We start from the raw sequence: 22,978 nt of genomic DNA on the forward strand, positions 1-22,978 counted from the left end.
CAATCATCTCTGGAGACTCCTGATAAACCCATATTAATTGGTCCGGTTTGGTCCCATGTTCTTTGCTAAGACAGATCTGTATAGATTAAGCCAGGCTTTTTCAAATATCTTTCAGATGTCATCGGTTAAGGTAGTGATACACCTTACCTTAGCCGATGAGATCTGAATATTAATCAATGTACTAAGATAAAATTGGGTTTGACCTTTTCGTTTGCCTCAGTTCTTAGCCCGGAAACATATTGCCCTCTTGGGTAAGAAGTAGTAAAAGTAATTCTGAGTCTCTGAAGAACAGGAAGATACTATGACTCAAATGAATTTAATTTTAAAAATAGGGGTATGTATGCTCCTGGTAATGATCTGCAGTGTCTCTGCAGACCGTATACCCAATTTGCAACCTGAAGAGTACACTGTACCGAATGGAATTTCAGGTCTAACGATACCTTCAGGTTCACCCGTAAACAGTACTCAAACAGTTACACCTCAAACCGCGGTAAGCAGGGATAATTCCGTTATTTCTAATCTGATCGGTATGATTCCGTTTTTAGGTGATAACGAAGATAATCCTCTGGCTCTAAAGAAGATCAGTTCTGCTGAAGGTCTGGAACTGTATTTCTTAAATCAGACCCGGGCAAACGAAGAGAAACTGGCTAAAGAAAAAGCGTTAAATTCAGAAAGAAAAAATTTTGATTTTGCCTCAACGGATTTGGGAAAAGGGCTTTACAATATCGAATCTCAAGCAGTATCCGCACCCCTTACGAATGGAGGATCACATCTTCCCGCAATGATGCCAGAAAACCAGGTATTCACTTTACAAAAGGCAACTGCCTACTCCCCGTCCGGATTAGTAACTGATGTGGCATCAACATACTCCACCACAAATATCCAGGTTACCGGAGTAGATGAACCTGATTTTATCAAAAATGATGGAAAGTATATCTACATCATCAGTAACAAAAATCTGACGATTGTTGATGCATATCCACCGCAAAATGCCAGAATCGTTTCACAGATCCCGGTAGAAGGCGATGTATCTGATATTTTCCTGAACGGAGATCGTCTGGTCATCTTTACCGGGAAGAATGGTCAGGGCTGGATAAAACCTGCTGGATCAGTTGCTCCTGTTCCAAGTTCAGAATATCAGACCCATGCACTTGTCTACTCGATACTTGACCGTGCTCATCCGGAGATATTGCGTGACATCAGTATTCCGGGAAGATACCAGAATGCACGGATGATTGATGGTGACATCTATGTTCTCAACCAGGAGAGCAGGACTGCCGGAGATTACCATATGCCGGTCCTCTATGATGGGAAAAAGGAGATTGCCATACGAAATATCCGGGCTCCCCAGGTTCCTCCTGAAAATTATGTATTTTACTCCCTTTCATCATTCAACATACATAATGACGCACAGCCCACTGCAGAATCATTCCTCCTGGGTAAGGATAGCACGCTCTACGTTTCACCGGGAAATGTATACATCGCCTACAAAAATCAGGGAAACAATCCTGGCTCATTGCCAACCTATAAGGATTCAGTAGTACACCGGTTTGGTATCAGGGATGGGAAGATCTCATACAAAGCAACCGGGACATTCCCCGGATATCTTCTCAACCAGTTCTCTCTTGATGAATATGAAGGAAACCTCCGGGTTGCGACCACAATAGACGAACCTGCTGCTAAGGGCGGGCGTTCGAATGGTGTGTATGTTCTTGATCCTGGTATGGTCGTGATCGGCAGTCTGGATCATCTGGCATCAGGCGAGAAGATCTATTCAGCACGGTTTATGGGCGACCTGTTATACCTGGTCACGTTCAAAACGATGGACCCGCTCTTTGTAATAGACCTCTCAAATCCTAAACATCCGGGGATTTTAGGAGAACTCAAGATTCCGGGATACTCTGATTACCTTCATCCATATGATAAAACCCATCTGATTGGAATCGGAAAAGATACCACTCCGAATCAGTGGGGAGTCTCTGCAACCGGGATAAAGATTGCATTATTCGATGTATCAAATCTTACAGACCCCCGGGAGGTAGGTCATGTTATTATCGGAGAGAAAGGTTCTGATTCAGAAGTGCTGCGTGATCATCGGGCGTTCCTGCTGGATCAGAGCAAAAATGTGATGGCTATTCCCATTAAGGAGATAACAAATACTCCGACACCGGGAAGCCAGTATAATGGGTCATATATTCCATCGATCTGGCAGGGGACGTACGTGTATGGGATAGATCTAAAGAACGGGTTCACTGAAAAAGGAAGGATAACAAAGGAAACGAGTAACCTGAATAATTATCCTGAACAGGCTTCTGCAGTGAAGCGATCCCTTCTGATGGATTCAATCCTGTATACGATCTCTCATCAGAATATTATGGCTACTGATATCAATGATCTTTCACGACAGATAGTAAACATCACACTGTAATGAGGAGATGTGGGACTAATCCGGGGCAGTCTGGATGAGATCCACATACTCTCGCACCTTTTTTAGAGCCCTGTTATATTTACCATAATCGGTTTCTTTTGTAGTAAAAGAATACGTGTCATATATTCCGCTTAATCTGTTTATATTGTAAGTTAAACGATCCAAACTATTCATTATATACTTATACATTCGTTGTATGGTTGTGGTACAACCATGTTGGAGAGGCATGACTTCCCTCTATGGGGAGCGATAATTTTAGTTGTTTTACTGACGTTAACAGCATTAGTTGCGTATGCGTATCGTTTTTTTACATTGAGAACGCGGGAGGAGCTGAGTTTTATCTCTCGATTCTATTGGTTCTCAGTGTTATCTTACTTCTTGTGTTTCTGACCTTCACAGCTGTTATCTTCAAATATCTTGGTCTGTCAGATCGCTCACAATCTCTGGGTCTCCCAGAGGGGAGTATTCGAGCAGTCATTGCATTAAGCCTCATTCTCATCTTCATGACTAGTTCAATCCTCCTGTATGAGGAGGTTGAAAAACATAGTGGTCCTGCAGTGTATAATTGTACAAATATCACCCAGGACCAACTTGATCTCATCCCGGAAGATGAGATCGTCTATATTCAGCGTTCTCTCGTACTGAGTAATACGACTCTTTTCAATGTAGGGCGAACAATGGAGAAGAGCAGGGCTGGAGAAGACATTGCGAAACAGATCATCACCACCGTAAGTACGTTGGTTGTTGCAGTGGCGGGTTTCTATTTTGGCAGTAAGGCTGCTGGAGGAGCCGGAGGAAACGTCTCTGCAGTTCCGGTAATTCGCAGTATTAATCCGACTCAGGCAAAACGTGGTAAAGAGATTGACTTCAATGTAACTGGTCTAAATTTTGAATTGGTGAGGGAAGTAAAACTTATTTCTGATTCTATAGAAATTCCATGCAAAGATGTTACTTCCAATTCAACACTGGTTGTCTGCAAATTAAAAATCCCAGACGATAAAGTTGGATATCCCGGTGGAGCCTCAAAGAAATGGTCTGTAATGGTAAAAAGTTCAGATATTGGAGATTCCATACTTGTGAACGCATTTACTATCACTGACGACACTGATGAAACAGATACTGATTAAAAAAACCTTTTTTTTAATATCAAAAAAAGTCACGTGCAATGCCTGTTACCATGGTATTGGTCAGGCTGTGATCAGTACCCTGGATCTTCAATATCCCTTTTTTTCATACCTGTAGCATTCTCCGGACAGACAGAAACACAGAGTCCACATCCAAGACATGAACGAGGATCATACACAAAGACTCCGTCCTGGACTTTTCTTGCACCAAATACACACCTTTCAATACAAAGTTCACAGGAATTACACCGGCTGCTATCTGTGTCTGCCACATAATCCGATCTGGCAACAAGATCTACCCGGTGATACTGGAGAAGTAACTGAAGATCATGACAACAGCATGCACAACAACTACAGAGTGCATATATCTTATGGCCAGGCATGTACAGGGCCATATGTATAAGCCCATATCTGTCAGCCTCACGAAGTCTCTCAGACACTTCGTCCATGGAAATTTTCAGGGCTTTTCCTGAAGCAACAGTTTTGTCTGCTAATTCATCCAGAAGCAGACATACATCCCGGGGTCTGTCGCACCGATGGTAATGGGTCCGGCAAATACAATCGGTCAGAGCAATGGACCGGACTTCTCTGAGTAATTTCAATACCTGTTCCTGAGGCAATACCCATTGTGTAGAGGTAAAAGACTCCTGGACTGGAATAATCCGGGAAGAGAAAGTAAAACTTCCACTCTTCCTCCACTCGGCGTATTTATCTGCATACCCTTTCAGATGTGTATCCATAGGATACTCTTCATTCATTATCTTCCTCTAATTGAGTGTCGGCTAAATGTACTGTCACGTTACAAGATCTCTGCCGGCATTCCACGCTTTTCCAACCGGATTTCCAATATTCCAGTACTGATTATCAGGCATGGTAAGCATTAACGGATTGATCTTTTTAGGATCTGGTTTATTATCTGTAAAACAGCTTTCATCCAGATACGTGGCTACAATCTCTCCGATAATGCATGTATGACTCGTGAACTCATGTGATTCAGTAACCTTGCACTCAAATGAGAGGGGACATTCACGAATCATGGGAACATCTCCGAGGGCTCCATAGAATATATCAAAAAGTCCGGACTTGTCGGTATTTTTCCCTGATACAATCCCGCAATAATCAGCCTTATCCACCATCCCGGCGGTCGGGAAATTTACACTAAATACTCCGGTTTCAAGAACTGCCTCACGTGTTGCGCTTTTTTTGTTAAGGCTCATGCTGAGAAGAGGCGGTTCCATGTTTATCCGTGCGATAAATGCTACGGTCATGAAATTCGGCCTACCACTCACCATCGATCCAATCAGAGTGACTGGCATCGGACATATCGTGGCATTTGTTCCAATCGATACTTTGTTCATCATAATTTTCTCACATTCCGGATATGATTCATATATCCTGGCGTTTCCTGTAATTAGATGTATCTCGATATAAAATATTATATATTCAGGTAATTTTTTTATACCTTTGAGGTTTACAATTCTATACTGATGCGAAAAGATGAGATAGAGGAGCGGATTATACAACTGGAACAGGATATTAGAACTCTGAAAGCTGATCATCGGGATGGTGTTGAAACAATCCTTCTAGAGATGCAGAAGATTCAGAACTCTGTAATAGAGGAGAGAATATCAGTACTTCGTGAGCGGATTATTGATGGGTACGAGAAGATCTTCATGGATCTCATGCTGAAGAATGCAGAACACAACCTGGAAGCCCAGTGTCTTGATCCTTGTACCAGAAACAGGCGGAATGAATGTAAGGAATTCCTTCTGGCAAGGCTAAAAGTAACAGTTCAGAAAGAACAATATCCTGATATTATTCTTTCTTGTGGCCGTGAAGCCATCAACGATAAAACCCTTATAAAAAAAGCCCCGTTTCTCTCAAAAGAACCATGTAATACCTGTTTTTCTGCATACCTGAATGAAAAAGAACAGATCAAAATGACCCTGGGACTCATCAAGGAGAGCCGGGAATCACTGGTAAAACCAAGAATTAACCACTTTGTCTCGGATCTTCCCGGAGAGATTGTCATATCAAAACTTGTTGAGCCACTCTCACATAAACACCGGTTTGCTATGTTACAGGCTCTGTCTACCGGTAGTATGAGCTTTAAAGAACTAGGTTCTCTTACCGGTTCAAATGGCGGTCACCTGCTATACCATGTAACGAAACTCATCGAAGCAGGTTTTGTTGTGAAGACAGAAAGCGGAAAAAATTATTCTATCACCGATAAGGGTCTTGGCATTATGGATCTTGTAAAACAACTGTATTCACAGAATGGAAATCTTCCGGTTCGGGAATAAGGCTCGTTAATTTCAAAGATCTGATGGAGTTTGAAACGATATGGTTTTTTTCGCTATTGACAGGGGCTGGATAGAGTGAAGAAAAGAAAGGTGTATGACCTTTTCGTTCCTTTTTTCTCACCATGAATGCCAAACTATCCCATCAACCTTCTTTTCAGCGATATTGCATGGCTGTCACACAACTCATGACAACAATAACACCTGATGTATTTTTCTCGAACTATTGTTATCCCAGATGGTTACACATCGATCATCTACAGAAAACCTGATCATGGTTTTGATGAATCGATGCAATGACTTTACCTGTCTGACCTCCTATCTATGTGACAGGAAATGAACTCGGTAGATCTTGAAACCAGAAACAGAATATTTGACGAAATTATTGCCGAACGCCGGACTCATCGGAGTTTTACCGATGAGCCGGTTTCTGATGAGACTATTCTGAGTATCATCTCTGCAGGACTTCATGCTCCTTATGCCAGTGCTGCAGCAAAAGGTGCAGATGATATCAGGAAGTTCATCGTGATCAGGAAAGAGTCTGAGATAATGACTGTTATCAAGCCAATGCTCTTTCGTGAGGTGCAGGAGATGTCCAAAGAACTGGAGAAGGCTGCTGCAAGTAACGAAGAATTTGCAGAGAAAGCTGGCAGTTTTATCAAACGCATCTCGATGATCAAAAAGATGGGAACGGTCCCGGGAATTGGAACGGCACCGGTCTACCTGGTGGTCGCTGAGAAGAAGGGGTTCCCCCCTGTTCAGCAGGCCTCGCTTGCTCATTGCCTTGAGAATATGTGGCTGAAGGCAACCGCCCTCGGTCTTGGATTTCAGCTCGTCTCGATCACGTCACAGATGGAAACATTAGATGATTTCTGTGAGTTTCTGGACATTTGGCCCGGAGTCTGGGAACTGAATGGGTGTGCGATTGGATATCCGGCAGAAAAACTGCCAGAATCTGTCAGACCGGATGCCAGAGATGTTACAACCTGGATCCCCTGAGAACGATATCTCATTCTTTTTTTGTCGGGCCCTCATCGGATTGACCCGGGCCGTCTCTTTTTTACACGTGCTCTGTGTTCGTGGTTGTGTACCTGTATTTTCCTTCAGGGATGTTGATCTCAAATCGTACACCAATACCGGGATCCCCGGTTTCATGAATGGTAATTCCAGTTATGGATAAAATCTCCCTGATAAGGAATAATCCCAGTCCGGTATTCTTCCCATATCCTTTCTCAAAGGATTTTTCTTTCTCGTCAAGTGGAATTCCTCCCCCATCGTCTTCATACCAGATAACCAGGTTATCATTATCTCTATGTGAAGAAAGGGTGATTCTGGTCAGATTTCTGCCATGTCTGTGTGAGTTTTCAACCAGATTATACACAACCTTTCTGAGCATAAGGTCTGCGTAGATCTCCAGGGATCCAAGATCTGACTGGAAGGATAATGGTGCTAAAAACTTTTGTATCTCCGGAATTGTAAATAATAAACCAATATTCTGCCATTCCGGAGCTGCTGATCCAAGTTCCTGATACTGTCCGGTAAATTCAATGATGGTTCGTATCTCGCTGGTGGACTGGGTAATCGCCTTGATCTCTTTTTGAAAAGAATCTTCTGGGAGATTTACGATGAGTTCTTCGCCGTAAAACTGAACCACCATGATCCTGTTGAGAATATCATGCCTGGTGATGCTGGAGAGCAGGTTTAACTTCCTGTTTGCCTGGATTAATGTTTGTTCTGTATGTTTGAGTTCAGTAACATCGCTGATGCTTGAGAGGATACATTGTTCAGAATTGATTGTTACGATGTCAGCAGAAAAGAGGCCTGAAATAATTTTACCTGATTTAGCCCGTATTTCAACCTGAACTCCCCTTACTTTCCCCTTTGAGACATCAGTGACCAGGAGGGTTCTATCTTTGGGCTTCTCCAATATTGATAATTCAACTGTGGTTTTTCCAAGAACTTCGTCTGGCTGATATCCGGTGATGGCAGTAAACCCGTCATTAATCTCAAAAATTACTCCATCAGATGCCCTTGTTATGAGGATTGCGTACGGGGATGAATGAAAAGCCGTGTTAAATTTTTCTTCCTGTACTCTGATCTCTTCAAGAAGCCTGCTGGTAACCATCATGATCAGGGCAATGATCACCAGAATTCCCATGACAAGGTATGTTGTCGGGATTATTTCTCCGATTATTCCGGATAAGAAGAACCTGTTTCCTTTGAACGGGATCAGGATCTCAAGTCCGAATATCAGTATACTAAAGGTGAGGTGAATTCCCATGACGATAGCGATTATCTGCGTCACCTTTTGCATATTTCCTGATACCCTTCTCCATAACAGATAACAGATCTGGAGATCGATGAGGACGATTACGAGTTCCATCCCTACCTCGCGTATCGTGAGATTGGGCTGAATATACAGGAAGTACGTTTCGTTGATGAAAAACAGGACTAATATGATAAAATTCTGAATCTGTGGTCCTGGCTTACCGGTAAACCGCTCAAGACCTATCTGGAGGAATACCCATCCGATAAGCATCATCCCGTTTCCCAGAATGATACTGAAAATATCCGGGATAATCCCGTTGAAGAGTATACAGCAGATCCCTGCTGCTTCCATAATCATACATGAGAGCAGCCAGGTAAGTCCGGGAAAACGTCTTTTGTACTGGTGCCAGATAATGGCAGCCACAAATACATTTACAAAATTGACTAAAAAGTTGATGAGTATCAGGGTTTTGATATCAAAAACCATTAGTCATACATCGAGGTATTTCTTTAAATAACATATACGGGATTCAGAGAAAACAGGAAATTTAAGTTCATCTTCTGGTCTCGTGTATGAACTTTCTTCGATATCGGGTTTCTAATCCGGCATCATGGTTCCAGGCAAGTTATTAGAAGATCAGGGAAATATCGCCCGACTCGATGTGAAAAAACCAGGGTATTCAGGAGAGATAGTTCACATGTCACATGATGAGATCTCCAATGATAGTGAGTGAGATAATATTATCTCGTTTGTGAATGACAATATCGTATGAAAGGGTATGGTGCTGTATTGTTTCTCTGTATGTTCGTTTGTGTGACTGGTATTGCTACTGCCGATACTCCGAGTCTTGTCGGAAACTGGACTGGCCCCTATGTCGAATATAATGCCAGTGAGGGTTTTTCTGAAAATGAAGGTGGCTTTTTCTTTCTGAATATTACCGAGCAGCGGGACCGGATATTTACCGGGAATTCCTCGTATGTTAAAACGGATGGAACTCCGGTCAGTATGGAGATGGCAGGAGTGATCAGTGCAGATGGAACGGAGATATCTGTTGTAGAACAGAATAACGGGTATTCACACGGTAAGATTCTCGGACCTGATGAATTTGAGTTGACATACCTTACAGATAAAACTCCAATCTCCGTGGCAGTAGATCAGTTTAACCGGGTATCGTAGTGTATCTTATAATTATTCAGGCTGTTGATCCACAAGTATTTGTGCAAACATCTGCCTGAACCGCTATGAAATTTCGTTATCTTTTTTTAACCGGTACAGGATCGACTACGTTAAACCCGTATCGTGCAAAGTCCCTGATATCCAGGTTTGAAGCCTGTTCCCTGGAGACGATCGACGGTATGATGAAGCGGAATATTTCGCTTGCGTACTGATTGAAACTGAAGCCCTCTGCCTCTATCACCTGTTTCCACTTTGACTCCATTGAGAGGTTATTCATGAACGAGATCATGAGGTACATGGATGTGAGGAATGGATCGAGATCTGACCTAATGGAGCCGTCATCGATGCCCTGCTGAACTGCATCACGCAGGATCAGCCGGCAGATCCCATACCCCTTCCCGATATCTGCGTTACATGGGTTCTCTTTTGAGAACCGTTCTGATCCGTAAAAGTGTATCATGCGAAGATAATCAGGATGCTCCTGAGAAAATTCAAAAAACGCCTGTCCCATCAGGGCTACTTTGACAATTCCCGGAGCATCTGTATCCATGCACTGTGTGTATTTTGCTTTCAGGATCTCGATTCCCCGGAGAACAATGGTGGCATAAAGGTCCTCTTTGTTTTTAAAATAAAGATAGAGGGTTGCTTTGTTCAGTTCAACGTCCCGGGCAATCTCATCCATGGAGACATCTTCAAAGCTCCGGGAGAAGAAGAGCCGCTGTGCAGCATCAAGGATATCAGTTCTTCGCTGTTCCTTTTCCCGCTTTCTTCGTTCTGCAATTCCCATCAGGTCACGTCTTTTGGTATGTTGGTCTCATGAATTCAGCAGTTATGCAGGTGAGTATGACCCGATGACACACACTCATATTGGGTGAGTAGTGCAAAGTAATACTCTATCCATTAACGATCTTTAGTCTAACGTGGATTCAGGTGAATCTCATCGGTGCTTGTTACAGGTAGTACTCCGGCATTTTAGGCTCGCTATACAGCGTGTGCAGTCGGACTGAAGCATCATGCACAAGGCCCGTTTTCATTGATCTGGCATGCATCGGACAACTTTTGATACATGCACAACAGGTGATACATTTTTCCTGATCAATCTTTGAACTGTTCTGTGAATCGATGGCACCAGCCGGGCAGATCTCTGCGCAATGACCACAATCTGAACAATCCTCATTCACTGCTATGAAATCTACCACCCATAACTTCGAGTCGCTCCGGTATGGGAATTCCCCCGGGACCTCGACTTCCGAGATCTCTGCCACTGATGAGACGGACTGCAATTTCTCCCTGACCTTTCTTCCAAATTCTTCTGCATGGTGAAGATCATTCGTATCAGGTCGTCCGGCTGCTGTTGGGGTTTCATCACTTGAGAACGAATGTTCCCCGATATATGCACATCCGGCAATGGGAATGGCCCCGCATGTTGTTCCAATATATTTCAGTTCCAGGAGTGCATCCTCATATACCCGGTTTCCATACACCACAACACATACCATCGGTGTCTGGTGGGCCCGGATGGAATTGAGCCAGTCGATGATGAGAGCAGGGACCCGTCCCATGTATACCGGGACTCCGATGATCAAAAGGTCATCTGCAGAGGTCTCTATCGATTGTTCTCTTCCTTTCGGTGTGGTGATGTCTATGATATCTGTGCTCTCCGGGTTTATCCCCCGGACAATTGCCGACAAAACGGTTTTCGTGGTTCCGGTTGGTGAGAAATAGACTTTTTTTACTTTATGTATGTTCATGGTTTGTCCGGTTTTTTTGCTTTGTAGTCTGTCGTTCACGGGTTGATGGATGAGAGTCTCATGTGAGAGATCAGGCTTAGTTCGCTAAGAGGTTGTCTGAATTATTGTTTATCTTTTAGTTATATTATAACTATTGGTTATTTGATAACTTAAATTTAAAATTTGATATGGTTTTTTTATTTTTAATTCAGGGCTCAATTACACATTATTGTTTGGAGTATCCGATCAGGAGGTTCCAGGAACTATTGATGAAAGACCCTGCGATCATCGGAAGATCGGTTACTAACCGTATAGGCACTCCCTTACCAGGAATTCAGAGAAAAAACGAATGAGTGGATGCAAACAAACAGTAGATGTTTATTCTGGTGTATGATCATGTGATTGGAGCGACAGGGCCAGGTATCTCTCCTTCACCCGGCGTGCAAATTCTTCTGCATCGTTTAGGTCCTGATCATTCGGTCTGCCTTTATTCATTCCTCCGAAATATTTCAAAAAACTGTTCGTGTTGAATCCTTTGCAGCTGAAATCTCCAATTATTACGTATCCTTTGGACTCGAGTTTCTCGCGAAGATGGCGATGATCATTCCGGGTTTTTGCTTCACCGATCAATGCGGCGGTTGAGAAGAGGAATACCGGTTTCCTGTTGACCGGTGGGAGTGTATCGGCCAGTGATAGCAGAGTATCATGGTGTTTTGCTGAGTATATCCCAGAACCAAATCCAATGAGGGTGTAATCAGATACCCTATCCGGGTCGATTTCCAGAGAGGTTTTAATATCTGCATCGAGAACCGCTGATATTTTACGGGCAATCTTGAGGGTATTATTGTGATGGTACGAGTAGACGATCAAGAGAGATTTACGTTCGGGAATTATTTCCACAAATCAGATCTATTGATTCGCATAATAATTTTTTCCATACTTCAGAATATTACCTCAACCATACCGGTTTGTTAATAATAAGGTAATAGGATAGTTGCTTTTTTTTCTTTTACAAGAAGAGATTTCTGTATATATGAATCAACCTGGAAAAATGATGACTCAACACATATTTGTATTATATCGGATTTACTAAATATTTCTGAATAAAATTTAAATTCATATTGAGGTTATAAATTATAGGATTTTATGGTGAGAAATGAGTAATCAGATTCTAAAAAAAGGTTTGTAAAAACTGATAATACAGTAATTATGAGTTGAATAGAATGATCCTCAGTCATGATGATACTATTGTGCACTGGATAACGTTTTAGAATGACATCCGTTCTCGACGTCAATTCTAGAACGCTATGGTATACACAATTATTGGCGGTTATACATAGTCATCAACAATAGGGTTGGGATCCGGTATTTGGTAATCACTGCAAAAATAACCATAACAATTACAATAACAAACTTGTGCACAAATTCTTTCAGCTACACAATTATTGTAACAAGTCGAGGCATCTTCATTCGTTGGAATCTTCTGATTAATCTCCAGATATACTCCTACCATTGATTGAGATCTTTCAACTTGATCGAGAGGCACTTTGGTATCATTAAACGATTTTAACTGAGTACCTTCATAAAACTCTAAAGGTTTTACCTGAAGTATCAGCGTTTTGTTATCTTCTGAAAATGAAATATTTGTTACTGTAACTATTGCCGTGGTCTCATTTTTTTCTTCAATGAAAAAAAGAGCCGCATTCAGAGGATATGGCATACTGGTTAGAACATTAATTGGAATCAGACGATTCGTATCACCATTGGCCAGGCTAAAATAAGGAACCGGACTATTCACAGATATCTCATATATTCCATCTGACCCGGCAGTGATAGTACTCTTTTCACCCTGCAGATACGCTAATGAAGTAGGTAATTCATCAGCAATACATGATCCGACAAGGCAAATCAGAAGAAGCAAACAGATCAAACCCGGGTCCCGATGGTGATTCATAAGGTTCCTATGAACCTCTCACATAAATTCTTTTTTATTGATGGTAGTTTGGTGTATCATATTAAGCTGCCAGTAAAGAGTGGATGTAGTCTCTGTCTCTGCAATTTGGCTTGAGAGGCCCGAATTGTTTTTATTATTAAAATAATATATTGATCAGTCGGTTGAAAAATCGTATCGCATACGTCCTAGGAGTAGACGATCAGGAGAGCCTTCATTTCAGGGATGATGTTCATGAACGATCTGTATTCGATGAATGGGTATCAACATTCCTGTATCTCTTACTCTTCGAGAATCCATCACCTGATGCTTATGCCCTGGGCACTCATGTTTCGTGTACCAATTGACCGATAAAAAAAGAGCCTGGAAAGTTAGTTCTTGTCCACATTGGAAGAATATAAAAAAATTCTCGGCAGTAGAAATTTATTTTATTCATACTATAGAACTTACTATTTTTGATAGTAATGCCAGTTGTTATTGATCACCTACTCTTAATATGTGAGTACGAAAGAAACGATATATATTTATCTCACTATAGGAAATATCCAATCAATACAATGTTCACAAAATAATTTTTACATGAAATACTTTGATATTTATCCTAAAGATATCTCCGGGTTATGTCCGCTATAGAGATAATAAGTCTGTGATTGTAATAACCGCACATCCTGAAAGGTAAGTGATAATCTCTGATAGAATCTGAATAGGAGATTTGGTGGGAATATTCATAATGAAAGATGATCGGTTAAAAGTGATTTATGTTGATGATGAAGTTCCTCTCCTTCAATTAGGGAAAATTTTCTTGGAAAGGTCTGGATCAATAACTATTGATACGGTATCATCAGCGAAAGAAGCCCTGAAGATGATACCCGCCGGTAATTACGATGCGATTATATCTGATTACCAGATGCCTGGAATGGATGGCATCGAGTTCTTACAGGTCATTCGTGAAACAATAGGAGATATTCCATTTATTCTCTTTACAGGTCGTGGTCGTGAAGAGGTTGTCATCCAGGCGATCAATAACGGGGCAGATTTTTATCTTCAAAAAGGAGGTGACCCGGTCCCCCAGTTTGTGGAATTAGAACACAAGATTCACCAGGCTGCGTTCCGGAAGAAGACTGAAGGACTCCTTTGTCAGAGTGAGAGAACTTCCAGAGCTCTATTAAATGCTACAGCAGATGCAGTGGCCCTTCTTGATATTAATCTCAATATTTTAGATGCAAATGATGTTTTTTCAGATAGAGTGTCCAGTAAACCTCTTGATGTTATTGGAAAAAATCTATCTGAATTCACTTCAGAGGATGTATATAATACACGGAAACAAAAATTCGACGAAGTTGTCCAGACAAAACGTGCCATCCGGTTTGAAGATAGTAATAATGACCTCAATTTAGAAAATAATTTTTATCCAATATTTAATGAGAATGGAGACATAGTACGATTTGCTGTTTTTACCAGAGATATCACCTCCAGTAAGCGTAAAGAATCTGAACTCAGCAATGCATACGAGAAAATAGCCCAGGAAGAAGAAGAGTTAAGAAACCAATTTGATCTCCTTGCAGAGAGTGAAAAACTTGTAAAGGCAAGTGAAGAACGTCTGTTAATGGCACAGGCCATTGGTCATATGGGCTGCTGGGAATTTGATCGGACAAAGCAAACGTTTTGGGGGTCCGTTGAAGCACGAAAAATATTAGGTATCCCTCTTGACTGTGAAGAGATTTCTATTGCAGATCTTGAAGAACGGATTATTGAAAATGAATTTTCAAAAGAATCCTTTTTAAATCTCATATTTAATAATACAGAATATAACATCACGTACAAAGTAAACCCATTGGATGGCTCTCCACATAAGATCGTACATTCAGTTGGAAAGGTTGAAAAAGATTCAGAAGGGAAGATAACCAGGGTTATTGGTGTTATTCGGGATGTAACTCAGGAAAAACTGGCCGAAAAGAATCTGATATATGTTAATAACCTCCTTGAATCCCTCATCAAACAAGCTCCATATGCTATTCTTCTCATACGGGGCACTCCTGAAAATATCACCGTTATAATAAATAATAGATTTTCATCCCAAATGCTGGGTGATCCTGTTTATTCCGGAGATCCGGTTGATGTGAATAAACCCCATGTCACTCTTCCTCGCTTTTTCTCAACAGATGGGACAAAAGAGATAGAGTTGAAGGATATGCCCGGATCAAGAGCACTTTTGGGAGAATATGTTAATAGAGAGGAATACCTCATCCGGTTACCTAACGAGACTGAATATATTGGTGAAATTAATGCATTTCCATTATTTGACGAGAATAACCTGATCATTGCCGGTGCAGTTGTGGCCCAGGACGTAACTCAACGGAAAAGAGATGAAGATGTAAGAGACAAAATGGTGGAAGCATTATCACTATCCCTGGCGTTATCAAAAGTAGGATACTGGGAATATGATCTGACAGAAGAGATTCTGACCTGGTCAGATGAATTATTCTTTTACTTTGGACAGGATCCTCTTACCTATAAGCCGTCAATAGAAGGTATGCGGACACTCATTCAACCGGATGACCTGCCTGGTTTCAATAGAATGATGCAAAATACTATCGACACCGGAGAAACAGAATCACGTAATATCAGAATAATCCATCCAGATACATCTATTCATACTCTAAAAGTAGTAATTTCTGCAAAGAAGGATGACCGGGGGGTAGTTCACCGGTTATTCGGGACATGCCTGGATATTTCGTAGAAACACCAGATTTTTTTTGAAATAAGTAAGAATCATCACTCGAACTTCTTCATTTATTATCTCATACCATGATACCGGTTTGAAGAACGATGATCTCCACTATTTGAACTTAGATTCAGAAGACTACAGAATTACGGACGACTGGATCGACAAGCACTATCAGGCGATACCATCTACCCTCCAATTATGAGTAAAAGCTACTATTAATCCGGATATAACCGCAATATTACTTCACGTCTGTCATACTACTCGATGATGAATAAATATCTCACGTATATTCTCGATGATCCTCACCCTCTTTCAGATTCACAGAAAGAAGCAGTCTTAGCAGAAGCACGATATGTCCGCCTCATAGCCGGAGCCGGGGCCGGAAAGACAGAGACACTCACCCGGAGAATCCTCTATCTTCTCTTTGAGAAGCACTTCTCTCCCGGATCAATTGTCGCATTCACGTTCACTGAAAAAGCTGCTGCCTCGATGAAGAACCGGATCTTCAAACGTGTACTGGGTCTTGGAGCAGTAGAGATCTACAACACGCTCGGTGACATGTACATCGGGACTATCCACGGGTTCTGCAACCGGATCCTGGAAGAGCAGTTTGGACACGGGTCATGGGAGGTCCTGGATGAGAACCAGGAGATGGCTCTTTTAATCAATCTCTGTGACCGTATCTGCCTTATAACCGGGAGGAATACCACCGACCGGGCATCCATATTCAAGCAGAGCCTCTCGGTGATGTATAACGACCTCCTCTCCCGGGAAGAGATTGAGAGACAGGCTCCTGAGTTTTTTGCCTCGGTCAGATCATATGAAGCGTATCTTGACCGGTTTCACCTGCTCACGTTTGACCGGATGATAACGCTTGCTCTCACTCATCTCCAGGAACACCCGGACGTGACCCGGAGTATCAGGCATCTGATAGTAGATGAGTACCAGGATATCAATCCGGCACAGGAGGCGTTGATCAAGATTATCGGCCGGAATGATATCTTTGTTGTTGGTGATCCACGGCAGACCATCTTCCAGTGGAGAGGTTCTGATGAAGGGTGTTTCCAGCGGTTTGCAACCTTCTATCCCGATGTCTATGATATCGTGCTGCCTGAGAACCGGAGAAGCGGAAAACAGATTGTCACCGTAGCAAATACGCTTGCTTCTCATTTCAGGACCGGTCCGTACGAAACGATGACTGCAACACGGCCTGATACCGGTGCTGTGTACCGGATCGATTATCCAACCGCCGGGGATGAGGCTGAAGGAGTTGCAGACCAGATCCTCTCACTGGTGAACTCCGGGTCATGTAGGTACCAGGATATCGGGATTCTGCTCCGGAGCGTGAACAACAGTGCAACGCCGTTTATCCAGGCACTTCGACGGTATCATATTCCGTTCATCCTGTCCGGTCAGGTCGGGCTTTTCAAGAGGCAGGAGATCCTGGCACTTGCTAAGATCTTCTGCTGGCTCTCCCCGAAGGGATTCTTCCCGGCATCCATCAAAGACCGGAAGAACACGATCTCGGGTGATCTTCTCCTGGACTCTGCGATTGACGACTGGTTTTCAGTCGTGTCACCGGTCTATACAAAAGAGGTTGTCAGAAAGACACTCGGATACTGGAAGCTGGCAGTTCTTGAGAATAAAGCATACCGGAACTTCACAACAGCATATTATAATCTTCTCTCGATCCTTGGGTTTCACGCCTTATCACCGGATAATGCTGAAGATGCGGTTGTGATGGGCAACATCGCCAGTTTCGGGAGGGTTCTTGCCGACTTTGAGTCTTCCCAGCATTACGGGGGGAAGACCGGTGATATCGTTCAATTTGTCCGGGATCTCCACTGGTATCTGTTTCTGTATGCATACTGGCGATACGAGGAGTCTGCCGGTGAGCAGGATAGTGCTGTGGATGCAGTCCGTCTGTCCACTGTTCATCAGGCGAAAGGTCTTGAATGGCCGGTTGTGTTCGTTCCTGCCATGATTGACGGGAAGTTTCCCTCATCACGGGTTGGCGAGAGGAAGAACTGGCTCATTCCCCGTGAACTCTTCCCGGCTCTCCGGTACGAAGGAAACACAGAGGCAGAGCGTCAGTTATTTTACGTCGCCCTTACCCGGGCCCGGGATCTGGTATGCCTGAGCTGGTACGAGGAGGAGGGAGATTCAGGTCTACAGCCGTCGCAGTTTATTGAGGATGAGATAGGAAGGGAACCGGTCATTCCTCTTCCATATACCCGGCCTGTTCCAGGATTGTCTTGTCAGGCCCCGGAGCCTGATGCCGAACTCCATTCATTTTCTGCAAAAGATCTCATCCTCTTTCAGCAATGTCCCTACCGATACCGTCTGAATAAGGAATGGGGGTTTCTTCCCGGGCTCTCTCCAGATCTCGGGTTTGGAAATGCTCTGCACTTCTGTCTTGGTGAGATCTCAAACCTGCTCAAACAGGGTGTTCCTGTTAAGCAGGCAGTGGACCAGTCGATCGAGTCCGGATTCTTTCTGCCATATGCAGACCGGAGCCGGTTTCTTGGTATGAAACGGGTAGCTCATCAGCGGCTTTTGTCATATGCAACCAAGAGAAAGGAGGATCTCCTCCGGGTTTATGCATCTGAATTCAGGATCGAGTTCCCGGTCCGGAACGGAACGATCATCGGCAAGATTGATGTCATGCTCGATTCTTCACCAGGTTTTGAGATCCAGGATTACAAGACCTCTGATGAGGTGATTGCTCCCGAAGCAGGAGCAATGCAGGTGAAGATCTATGCCTACGGACTCCGGCTCCTTGGTAAACCGGTCTCATCGGCAGGGGTTGCATATATCGAAGATGCAAGGGTGGATCCGGTTCCGGTCCAGAGCCATGAGATAGATAGAGTCCGGGAGACTGTTGAGGGGCTGATTGATCAGATCCAGGAGAAGAAGTTCCCGGGTAATCCCGGGAAACAGTGTGGTGGGTGTGATTATTTCCAGATATGCAGGTTCCGGTAGAGAATCCGGTGGGAAAAAAACCAAAAAGATGAGAATAGTACCGAGGTAATAATCTGTCTATTCTTATAACGTGACGAAGAACGAAAAATATTCACTCCAAATACCTTGCTACAGATATACTTCAAACTCTTCGAGTGTGATTCCTGCTAGTTTTAATGCAAATCGGAGAGTTCCTGTAGCTAATTCATCATGCATGGGAATAACAGTCCCAACTTTTCCTTCAGGAGTACTTTTTGAAAGGCGTACATGACTACCCTTTCTACCAGATATCTCAAACCCGAAATTCTTACAGAGAATTTTTATCGCCTCTGCTCCGGAAACGGGTTTATTGGGTTGCAACGGATGCTACCTCAAATGTGGTAATCAGACTCCGGGATATAGGGGAAAGAGGAAACTCCTCCAGGTATAGTTCGGTTGCTTCTTTGAGATTTTCAATTGCTTCCTCTATAGTATTCCCCTGGCTAACCGTTCCGGTTTCAGGGCAGAGTGAGACGAATAATTCTCCCTCACTATGAATTATTGCTGTTAAGGTGTTCATTGTTCACCTCTCTGTACAATAAAGAAAGATCCCATATACCATTCTTAGATCCCTAGACAGATAATGTTCATGTCTTCTATTCAAGGTTGTGAATTCGTATCCAGGATATCTCTATTTATCATCCATACCCGAAATCCCGAAAGTAAGTACCTAACCAGTATTTTCCCTTATCCCGTATACTGACAGTCATTTTAGCCTGATATGATGTAAACACAATTAGCATAGTGTAATTATTTACTTTACCCTCTCCATGCGAGTAAAAGCCAGATGGGTAAGCGGATTGAGTTAATATAGAATTACGTACAGAAAAACCCGGCCTAGGTCTCTTCGGTCCAGTTCATATCCCGGCCCCTGATCGTATGGTACTGGTTATCATTTCCAGGTGAGCCTGTCCATTTTTATGTGGAGGTCTCATTCTCAACTATCTGAACCAATTTTGTGAATTGATAGATACTGGGATTTCTTCCCTTTCCTTCCCTAATGATCTCAAGTATACCTGCATCCCGAAGTTTTTGTAAAATCCTCTTTCCGGATTCAGGAGGGATTTGTGATATCTCCATAAAATCCGTAGAAGATACAATTGGTCTTTGAAAGAGGGCGTCAATCACGGCGATTGAGTATTGAGATCTGATTACCTGCGGTATTACACCCTTCATCGAATCATAGAGGGATACGATGTCTGAAGCACGGGTGATATTGAGAAGTGCCTGATCACGGACGGCATTTAGAAAATAGGATATCCATCCGTTGAGGTCCCCGGATTGTGAGATCTGCCGTAGCCTGGTATAGTATTCCTCTCTGGTCCGGTCAAAATATGCACTGATATAGAATGCAGGATATGAGAGAAGGTTTTTTTCCATGAGAAAGAGGGGTACAATCATTCTGCCTATTCTTCCGTTTCCGTCACTAAATGGATGTATGACCTCAAACTGACCTTTCAAAACTGCAAGCTGGACGAGGGCATCTTTTTCAGGTCCGATGAGGTACTCCTCCCAGTTATGGATCATCTCGGGAAGTAACTCCGGAGGGGGTGGGATATAGGTTGCCTGCTCAATGGGTGCCCCGATTGGGCCAATGTAATTCTGAATATTCCGAACACTTCCAACATATGAACTCCCTCTGACCCCATCCAGAAGAATAACATGCAGGGAAAGAATGAGATCCCAGGAGAGATGCCCGGTTTTCATTCTCTCCTGTGCATGACTGAGCGCTTTCTGATAATTCGTGACTTCTCTGATATCCTGCCGTTTTTCTTCCGTTTCTGCTGATCTTCCTGCTTCAAAGAGAAACAGGTCTCTCATGGTTGCCTGTGTTCCTTCTATCCGGGAAGATATGACTGCCTCCTGAGTGATAAGCGGGGTGAGGAGGAGATCCGGGCTGTGTATGCTTTGGAGCAGACCATCAAACCTGGCTAAGGCTGCATTTGCAGCACCAATGAGAGGGATATGACTGATCCAGTCTATATCTGATGGCGGCAGGGGTTCTGGTATGAACGGTTCAGGTTTCATGGATGAACAGGTATTTGTGGGTCACCAGATACCAGCAAGATTGTTAGTGGATCATCAGGGTGGAATCTGATACCTACAAATTGGTAGGGTATTTTATAGTATGATGATATGAGGTCCTCGGTAAAGAACTCATCGATGTTTCTGGAATGGATCAGGGTGATGATATGTCTCACATTGAGTCGAGTAGATCTTCAAGAAATACCTGGGCATTATGGGGTTCAGGGATATCTGACCTCTGAAAGAATCCGGGTCTTCAGTCTTGGTTTTATTCCTTCGGCATCTACGATGTATATACCTGCTTGAAGGGCATCTGATAGATATGCTTCGATCTCTATGAATCTGAATAATCCAGGGGGATCAGAGAACTCCACCCGGAGATCACCGTCATGTTCATCTATCTGGGTTCCTTTGATGATAGATCCAAATACTCCGATGCGGGTTATATGGTCTGTTCAGAGAGCCGGGGCCTCTGTAATTAAAGAATAGATGGTATGGTTTCTATTTTTGTTTTTTCATTCACCTGGAATCATCCCCGGAATTATCTGTTCTATGTCCTTGATTAGATAGTACGATCATTGACCACATCCAATGGTATGCTTCTTTCGTTTGTAAAAAATTCCTTATGCAGCGCCTTATATGGGTTTTAGGATTCCATACTCATCTATCCCAAAAAATGATACTTCAACATATCAAATATATTTTATCGAGTGACAAAAAGAAAACAAAATAATTACTATCAATTCTATACCTTTTCTGCAGACAATTCGCGTGAGTTTTTTTATGAAGATTATTGGAATATGGGACATTTTTGAGTCCGGTGCAGAACCGTATGAAAAATTTATTGAGTCCCATAGTGCTTTTTATTCTCACTTACCCAGACCTGATCTTCCGGAATCTGGAGTCCGGGTCATCAGATATGATATAAAAAATGGTCCCATTCTAGCCGGAATAGCGTTCGGTGCTGATGCAGACTTCTACACTCCTGATTGGGAGAACGTAGACACTCTTCTGATATCTCCGGATCTGATAGAAGTAACATCATTTCATGGTAAAAAGTCTGTGTTCCCGGTACATGATGCAACATGTACTGAATTTGATACTCTCCTGTTACAAGGCGATCTGGAACAAGAGCATCTAAAACTGTATCTTGGATCAATATCCTGGTATTTTCCGGATAATGCATCTGCTGATGAAGTACATCTCATTCCATACGATCCATCATGGCCTGTTATGGCGAGTTCTTTCATTGATACTTTCTATGAAGAATTTGGTGCTGATATCATCACGAAGATGGAGCATTATGGGAGTACTTCTATTCCCGGAATGCCTGCAAAACCAATTTTGGATTTTTTGGTTGAAGTCTCTTCATTACAAGAGGCCATTGCACGAATCGTTCGACTGACTGATACAAAAAATTGGGAGTACTGGTGGTATGGTGACCATATTACCCTCATAAAACGGGAGGAAAAAACCAGAGTACGAACCCATCATATTCACATAACCTCTTGTAATCATAAAATCTGGAACAATGTAGTGTTCAGAGACCGGTTACAATCCGATCCGGTTTTAGCCAACGAGTATGCTGATCTCAAATATCGATTGGCTGCAGAGTTCAAAGAAGATCGGGAAGCATATACCAGAGCAAAAGGAGATTTCGTCAGAAAGGTGATGCATATCGATTCCGGTGATTCAGGTCATAGTGAGAAATAGCCACTCCTAATAGTTTCATAAGGGTGGGTAAAGAGTAAAAGAGAAGAGAAAGTTTAAATTTATCGTTCTACCCCACATTAAAACTGATGAAGAATTAAATCAATATCTCTATTCACATTATTCAGAGTAAAACGCCGAATAAAAAAGCATAATATACGTCCCGTCTGATAATCAGATACTATCTCACTATGCAGAGAGTCACAGAAAAAACCAGGATTTCTATTATCAGGCATCTGGCAGAGATAATGCCGACAATACATACCACGTTCGGTGTAATCAGGATCGGTCTTTTCGGTTCAGTTATCAGAGGTGAACAGACAAATACGAGCGATGTCGATATCCTTGTAAAACTGAAAGATGAATATAAAACCCTGAAAAATTACGTTGCGCTCGTTGATTATCTTGAGTCTTTCTTTGACAGCAAGGTAGATCTTGTTACTCTTGAGAGTCTTGATCCATATATTCGGCCATATATTCTGAATGAGGTGGTCTGGATTGAAGGATCACCAGATCTATCTGAAGCATATTCTTGAT

Annotated in this window: 21 protein-coding genes; 10 read left to right on the forward strand and 11 right to left on the reverse strand. The window is 42.7% G+C overall.

Annotation, left to right across the window (positions count from 1 at the left end; all coding sequences use genetic code 11):
- Positions 1 to 529: 529 nt before the first annotated feature.
- The gene (locus ACHZA2_RS16325; protein ID WP_319580577.1) at positions 530 to 2,428 is read left to right on the forward strand and encodes a beta-propeller domain-containing protein; all 1,899 of its coding nucleotides are present in this window, start codon (positions 530 to 532) and stop codon (positions 2,426 to 2,428) included.
- A 503-nt stretch (positions 2,429 to 2,931) separates the two neighbouring features.
- Complete coding sequence (locus ACHZA2_RS16330) at positions 2,932 to 3,555, forward strand: hypothetical protein (protein WP_319580578.1); 624 nt, start codon at positions 2,932 to 2,934, stop codon at positions 3,553 to 3,555.
- 71 nt (positions 3,556 to 3,626) lie between these two features.
- Here ACHZA2_RS16330 and ACHZA2_RS16335 read toward each other — a convergent pair whose 3' ends face one another.
- Both ACHZA2_RS16335 and ACHZA2_RS16340 read right to left on the reverse strand, forming a co-directional pair.
- Positions 3,627 to 4,310 carry a 4Fe-4S binding protein gene (locus ACHZA2_RS16335; protein ID WP_319580579.1) on the reverse strand — a complete coding sequence of 228 codons (684 nt, stop codon included), beginning with the start codon at positions 4,308 to 4,310 and terminating at the stop codon, positions 3,627 to 3,629.
- 36 nt (positions 4,311 to 4,346) lie between these two features.
- On the reverse strand, positions 4,347 to 4,913 hold the full coding sequence (locus ACHZA2_RS16340) for a flavin reductase family protein (RefSeq protein ID WP_319580580.1): 567 nt from the start codon (positions 4,911 to 4,913) through the stop codon (positions 4,347 to 4,349).
- Positions 4,914 to 5,039: 126 nt separating this feature from the next.
- Here ACHZA2_RS16340 and ACHZA2_RS16345 point away from each other — a divergent pair, with 126 nt between their 5' ends.
- The gene (locus tag ACHZA2_RS16345; RefSeq protein ID WP_319580581.1) at positions 5,040 to 5,855 is read left to right on the forward strand and encodes a winged helix-turn-helix domain-containing protein; all 816 of its coding nucleotides are present in this window, start codon (positions 5,040 to 5,042) and stop codon (positions 5,853 to 5,855) included.
- Positions 5,856 to 6,188: 333 nt separating this feature from the next.
- Positions 6,189 to 6,851 carry a nitroreductase family protein gene (locus ACHZA2_RS16350; protein ID WP_319580582.1) on the forward strand — a complete coding sequence of 221 codons (663 nt, stop codon included), beginning with the start codon at positions 6,189 to 6,191 and terminating at the stop codon, positions 6,849 to 6,851.
- A gap of 61 nt (positions 6,852 to 6,912) precedes the next feature.
- Here the strand turns inward: ACHZA2_RS16350 and ACHZA2_RS16355 are convergent, their stop codons facing one another.
- Complete coding sequence (locus tag ACHZA2_RS16355; RefSeq protein ID WP_319580583.1) at positions 6,913 to 8,607, reverse strand: PAS domain S-box protein; 1,695 nt, start codon at positions 8,605 to 8,607, stop codon at positions 6,913 to 6,915.
- Positions 8,608 to 8,731: 124 nt separating this feature from the next.
- Here ACHZA2_RS16355 and ACHZA2_RS16360 point away from each other — a divergent pair, with 124 nt between their 5' ends.
- Positions 8,732 to 8,854: a hypothetical protein gene (locus ACHZA2_RS16360; protein ID WP_319580584.1), complete on the forward strand. Its 123-nt coding sequence runs from the start codon at positions 8,732 to 8,734 to the stop codon at positions 8,852 to 8,854.
- Between the two features lie 35 nt (positions 8,855 to 8,889).
- Positions 8,890 to 9,297, forward strand: coding sequence for a hypothetical protein (locus ACHZA2_RS16365; RefSeq protein ID WP_319580585.1), 408 nt, complete (start codon positions 8,890 to 8,892; stop codon positions 9,295 to 9,297).
- 76 nt (positions 9,298 to 9,373) lie between these two features.
- On the opposite strand, the gene ACHZA2_RS16370 is transcribed toward ACHZA2_RS16365, so the two are convergent.
- The 4 genes from ACHZA2_RS16370 to ACHZA2_RS16385 form a co-directional block, all read right to left on the reverse strand.
- Positions 9,374 to 10,084 carry a TetR/AcrR family transcriptional regulator gene (locus ACHZA2_RS16370; RefSeq protein WP_319580586.1) on the reverse strand — a complete coding sequence of 237 codons (711 nt, stop codon included), beginning with the start codon at positions 10,082 to 10,084 and terminating at the stop codon, positions 9,374 to 9,376.
- A 163-nt stretch (positions 10,085 to 10,247) separates the two neighbouring features.
- Positions 10,248 to 11,048, reverse strand: a complete 801-nt coding sequence (locus tag ACHZA2_RS16375) for a 4Fe-4S binding protein (protein ID WP_319580587.1) — start codon at positions 11,046 to 11,048, stop codon at positions 10,248 to 10,250.
- A gap of 357 nt (positions 11,049 to 11,405) precedes the next feature.
- Complete coding sequence (locus ACHZA2_RS16380) at positions 11,406 to 11,927, reverse strand: flavodoxin family protein (protein ID WP_319580588.1); 522 nt, start codon at positions 11,925 to 11,927, stop codon at positions 11,406 to 11,408.
- 430 nt (positions 11,928 to 12,357) lie between these two features.
- Positions 12,358 to 12,948, reverse strand: coding sequence for a hypothetical protein (locus tag ACHZA2_RS16385; RefSeq protein WP_319580589.1), 591 nt, complete (start codon positions 12,946 to 12,948; stop codon positions 12,358 to 12,360).
- Positions 12,949 to 13,708: 760 nt separating this feature from the next.
- Here ACHZA2_RS16385 and ACHZA2_RS16390 point away from each other — a divergent pair.
- Both ACHZA2_RS16390 and ACHZA2_RS16395 read left to right on the forward strand, forming a co-directional pair.
- The gene (locus ACHZA2_RS16390) at positions 13,709 to 15,718 is read left to right on the forward strand and encodes a response regulator (protein WP_394698609.1); all 2,010 of its coding nucleotides are present in this window, start codon (positions 13,709 to 13,711) and stop codon (positions 15,716 to 15,718) included.
- A gap of 252 nt (positions 15,719 to 15,970) precedes the next feature.
- Positions 15,971 to 18,688 carry an ATP-dependent DNA helicase gene (locus tag ACHZA2_RS16395; protein WP_319580591.1) on the forward strand — a complete coding sequence of 906 codons (2,718 nt, stop codon included), beginning with the start codon at positions 15,971 to 15,973 and terminating at the stop codon, positions 18,686 to 18,688.
- A gap of 108 nt (positions 18,689 to 18,796) precedes the next feature.
- Here ACHZA2_RS16395 and ACHZA2_RS16400 read toward each other — a convergent pair whose 3' ends face one another.
- The 4 genes from ACHZA2_RS16400 to ACHZA2_RS16415 all read right to left on the reverse strand — a co-directional run bounded on the left by ACHZA2_RS16400 (position 18,797) and on the right by ACHZA2_RS16415 (position 21,177).
- On the reverse strand, positions 18,797 to 19,027 hold the full coding sequence (locus tag ACHZA2_RS16400) for a type II toxin-antitoxin system HicA family toxin (protein WP_319537829.1): 231 nt from the start codon (positions 19,025 to 19,027) through the stop codon (positions 18,797 to 18,799).
- Positions 19,014 to 19,226 carry a type II toxin-antitoxin system HicB family antitoxin gene (locus ACHZA2_RS16405; RefSeq protein ID WP_319537828.1) on the reverse strand — a complete coding sequence of 71 codons (213 nt, stop codon included), beginning with the start codon at positions 19,224 to 19,226 and terminating at the stop codon, positions 19,014 to 19,016. Before ACHZA2_RS16405 ends, ACHZA2_RS16400 begins: the two co-directional genes overlap by 14 nt.
- 398 nt (positions 19,227 to 19,624) lie before the next feature.
- The gene (locus tag ACHZA2_RS16410) at positions 19,625 to 20,734 is read right to left on the reverse strand and encodes a Fic/DOC family N-terminal domain-containing protein (protein WP_319580592.1); all 1,110 of its coding nucleotides are present in this window, start codon (positions 20,732 to 20,734) and stop codon (positions 19,625 to 19,627) included.
- A 218-nt stretch (positions 20,735 to 20,952) separates the two neighbouring features.
- On the reverse strand, positions 20,953 to 21,177 hold the full coding sequence (locus tag ACHZA2_RS16415; protein WP_394698647.1) for a nucleotidyltransferase family protein: 225 nt from the start codon (positions 21,175 to 21,177) through the stop codon (positions 20,953 to 20,955).
- Between the two features lie 337 nt (positions 21,178 to 21,514).
- Between ACHZA2_RS16415 and ACHZA2_RS16420 the strand changes: the two genes are divergently transcribed.
- Both ACHZA2_RS16420 and ACHZA2_RS16425 read left to right on the forward strand, forming a co-directional pair.
- Positions 21,515 to 22,444 carry a GrpB family protein gene (locus ACHZA2_RS16420; RefSeq protein ID WP_319580593.1) on the forward strand — a complete coding sequence of 310 codons (930 nt, stop codon included), beginning with the start codon at positions 21,515 to 21,517 and terminating at the stop codon, positions 22,442 to 22,444.
- A 188-nt stretch (positions 22,445 to 22,632) separates the two neighbouring features.
- Positions 22,633 to 22,977 carry a nucleotidyltransferase family protein gene (locus tag ACHZA2_RS16425; RefSeq protein ID WP_319580594.1) on the forward strand — a complete coding sequence of 115 codons (345 nt, stop codon included), beginning with the start codon at positions 22,633 to 22,635 and terminating at the stop codon, positions 22,975 to 22,977.
- The last annotated feature ends 1 nt before the right edge of the window (position 22,978 follow it).

The sequence above is a fragment of the uncultured Methanospirillum sp. genome (assembly GCF_963668415.2).
Taxonomy (GTDB): domain Archaea; phylum Halobacteriota; class Methanomicrobia; order Methanomicrobiales; family Methanospirillaceae; genus Methanospirillum.

What these genes read in the sequence shown, in the direction of transcription:
- ACHZA2_RS16350 (WP_319580582.1), top strand. Translation starts at nt 6,189, where the DNA reads ATGAACTCGGTAGATCTTGAAACCAGAAACAGAATATTTGACGAAATT.
- ACHZA2_RS16375 (WP_319580587.1), bottom strand. Translation starts at nt 11,048, where the DNA reads ATGAACATACATAAAGTAAAAAAAGTCTATTTCTCACCAACCGGAACC.
- ACHZA2_RS16370 (WP_319580586.1), bottom strand. Translation starts at nt 10,084, where the DNA reads ATGGGAATTGCAGAACGAAGAAAGCGGGAAAAGGAACAGCGAAGAACT.
- ACHZA2_RS16365 (WP_319580585.1), top strand. Translation starts at nt 8,890, where the DNA reads ATGAAAGGGTATGGTGCTGTATTGTTTCTCTGTATGTTCGTTTGTGTG.
- ACHZA2_RS16325 (WP_319580577.1), top strand. Translation starts at nt 530, where the DNA reads ATGATTCCGTTTTTAGGTGATAACGAAGATAATCCTCTGGCTCTAAAG.
- ACHZA2_RS16395 (WP_319580591.1), top strand. Translation starts at nt 15,971, where the DNA reads ATGATGAATAAATATCTCACGTATATTCTCGATGATCCTCACCCTCTT.
- ACHZA2_RS16390 (WP_394698609.1), top strand. Translation starts at nt 13,709, where the DNA reads ATGAAAGATGATCGGTTAAAAGTGATTTATGTTGATGATGAAGTTCCT.
- ACHZA2_RS16345 (WP_319580581.1), top strand. Translation starts at nt 5,040, where the DNA reads ATGCGAAAAGATGAGATAGAGGAGCGGATTATACAACTGGAACAGGAT.
- ACHZA2_RS16425 (WP_319580594.1), top strand. Translation starts at nt 22,633, where the DNA reads ATGCAGAGAGTCACAGAAAAAACCAGGATTTCTATTATCAGGCATCTG.
- ACHZA2_RS16410 (WP_319580592.1), bottom strand. Translation starts at nt 20,734, where the DNA reads ATGAAACCTGAACCGTTCATACCAGAACCCCTGCCGCCATCAGATATA.
- ACHZA2_RS16330 (WP_319580578.1), top strand. Translation starts at nt 2,932, where the DNA reads ATGACTAGTTCAATCCTCCTGTATGAGGAGGTTGAAAAACATAGTGGT.
- ACHZA2_RS16335 (WP_319580579.1), bottom strand. Translation starts at nt 4,310, where the DNA reads ATGAATGAAGAGTATCCTATGGATACACATCTGAAAGGGTATGCAGAT.
- ACHZA2_RS16360 (WP_319580584.1), top strand. Translation starts at nt 8,732, where the DNA reads ATGGTTCCAGGCAAGTTATTAGAAGATCAGGGAAATATCGCCCGACTC.
- ACHZA2_RS16420 (WP_319580593.1), top strand. Translation starts at nt 21,515, where the DNA reads ATGAAGATTATTGGAATATGGGACATTTTTGAGTCCGGTGCAGAACCG.
- ACHZA2_RS16405 (WP_319537828.1), bottom strand. Translation starts at nt 19,226, where the DNA reads ATGAACACCTTAACAGCAATAATTCATAGTGAGGGAGAATTATTCGTC.
- ACHZA2_RS16355 (WP_319580583.1), bottom strand. Translation starts at nt 8,607, where the DNA reads ATGGTTTTTGATATCAAAACCCTGATACTCATCAACTTTTTAGTCAAT.
- ACHZA2_RS16340 (WP_319580580.1), bottom strand. Translation starts at nt 4,913, where the DNA reads ATGATGAACAAAGTATCGATTGGAACAAATGCCACGATATGTCCGATG.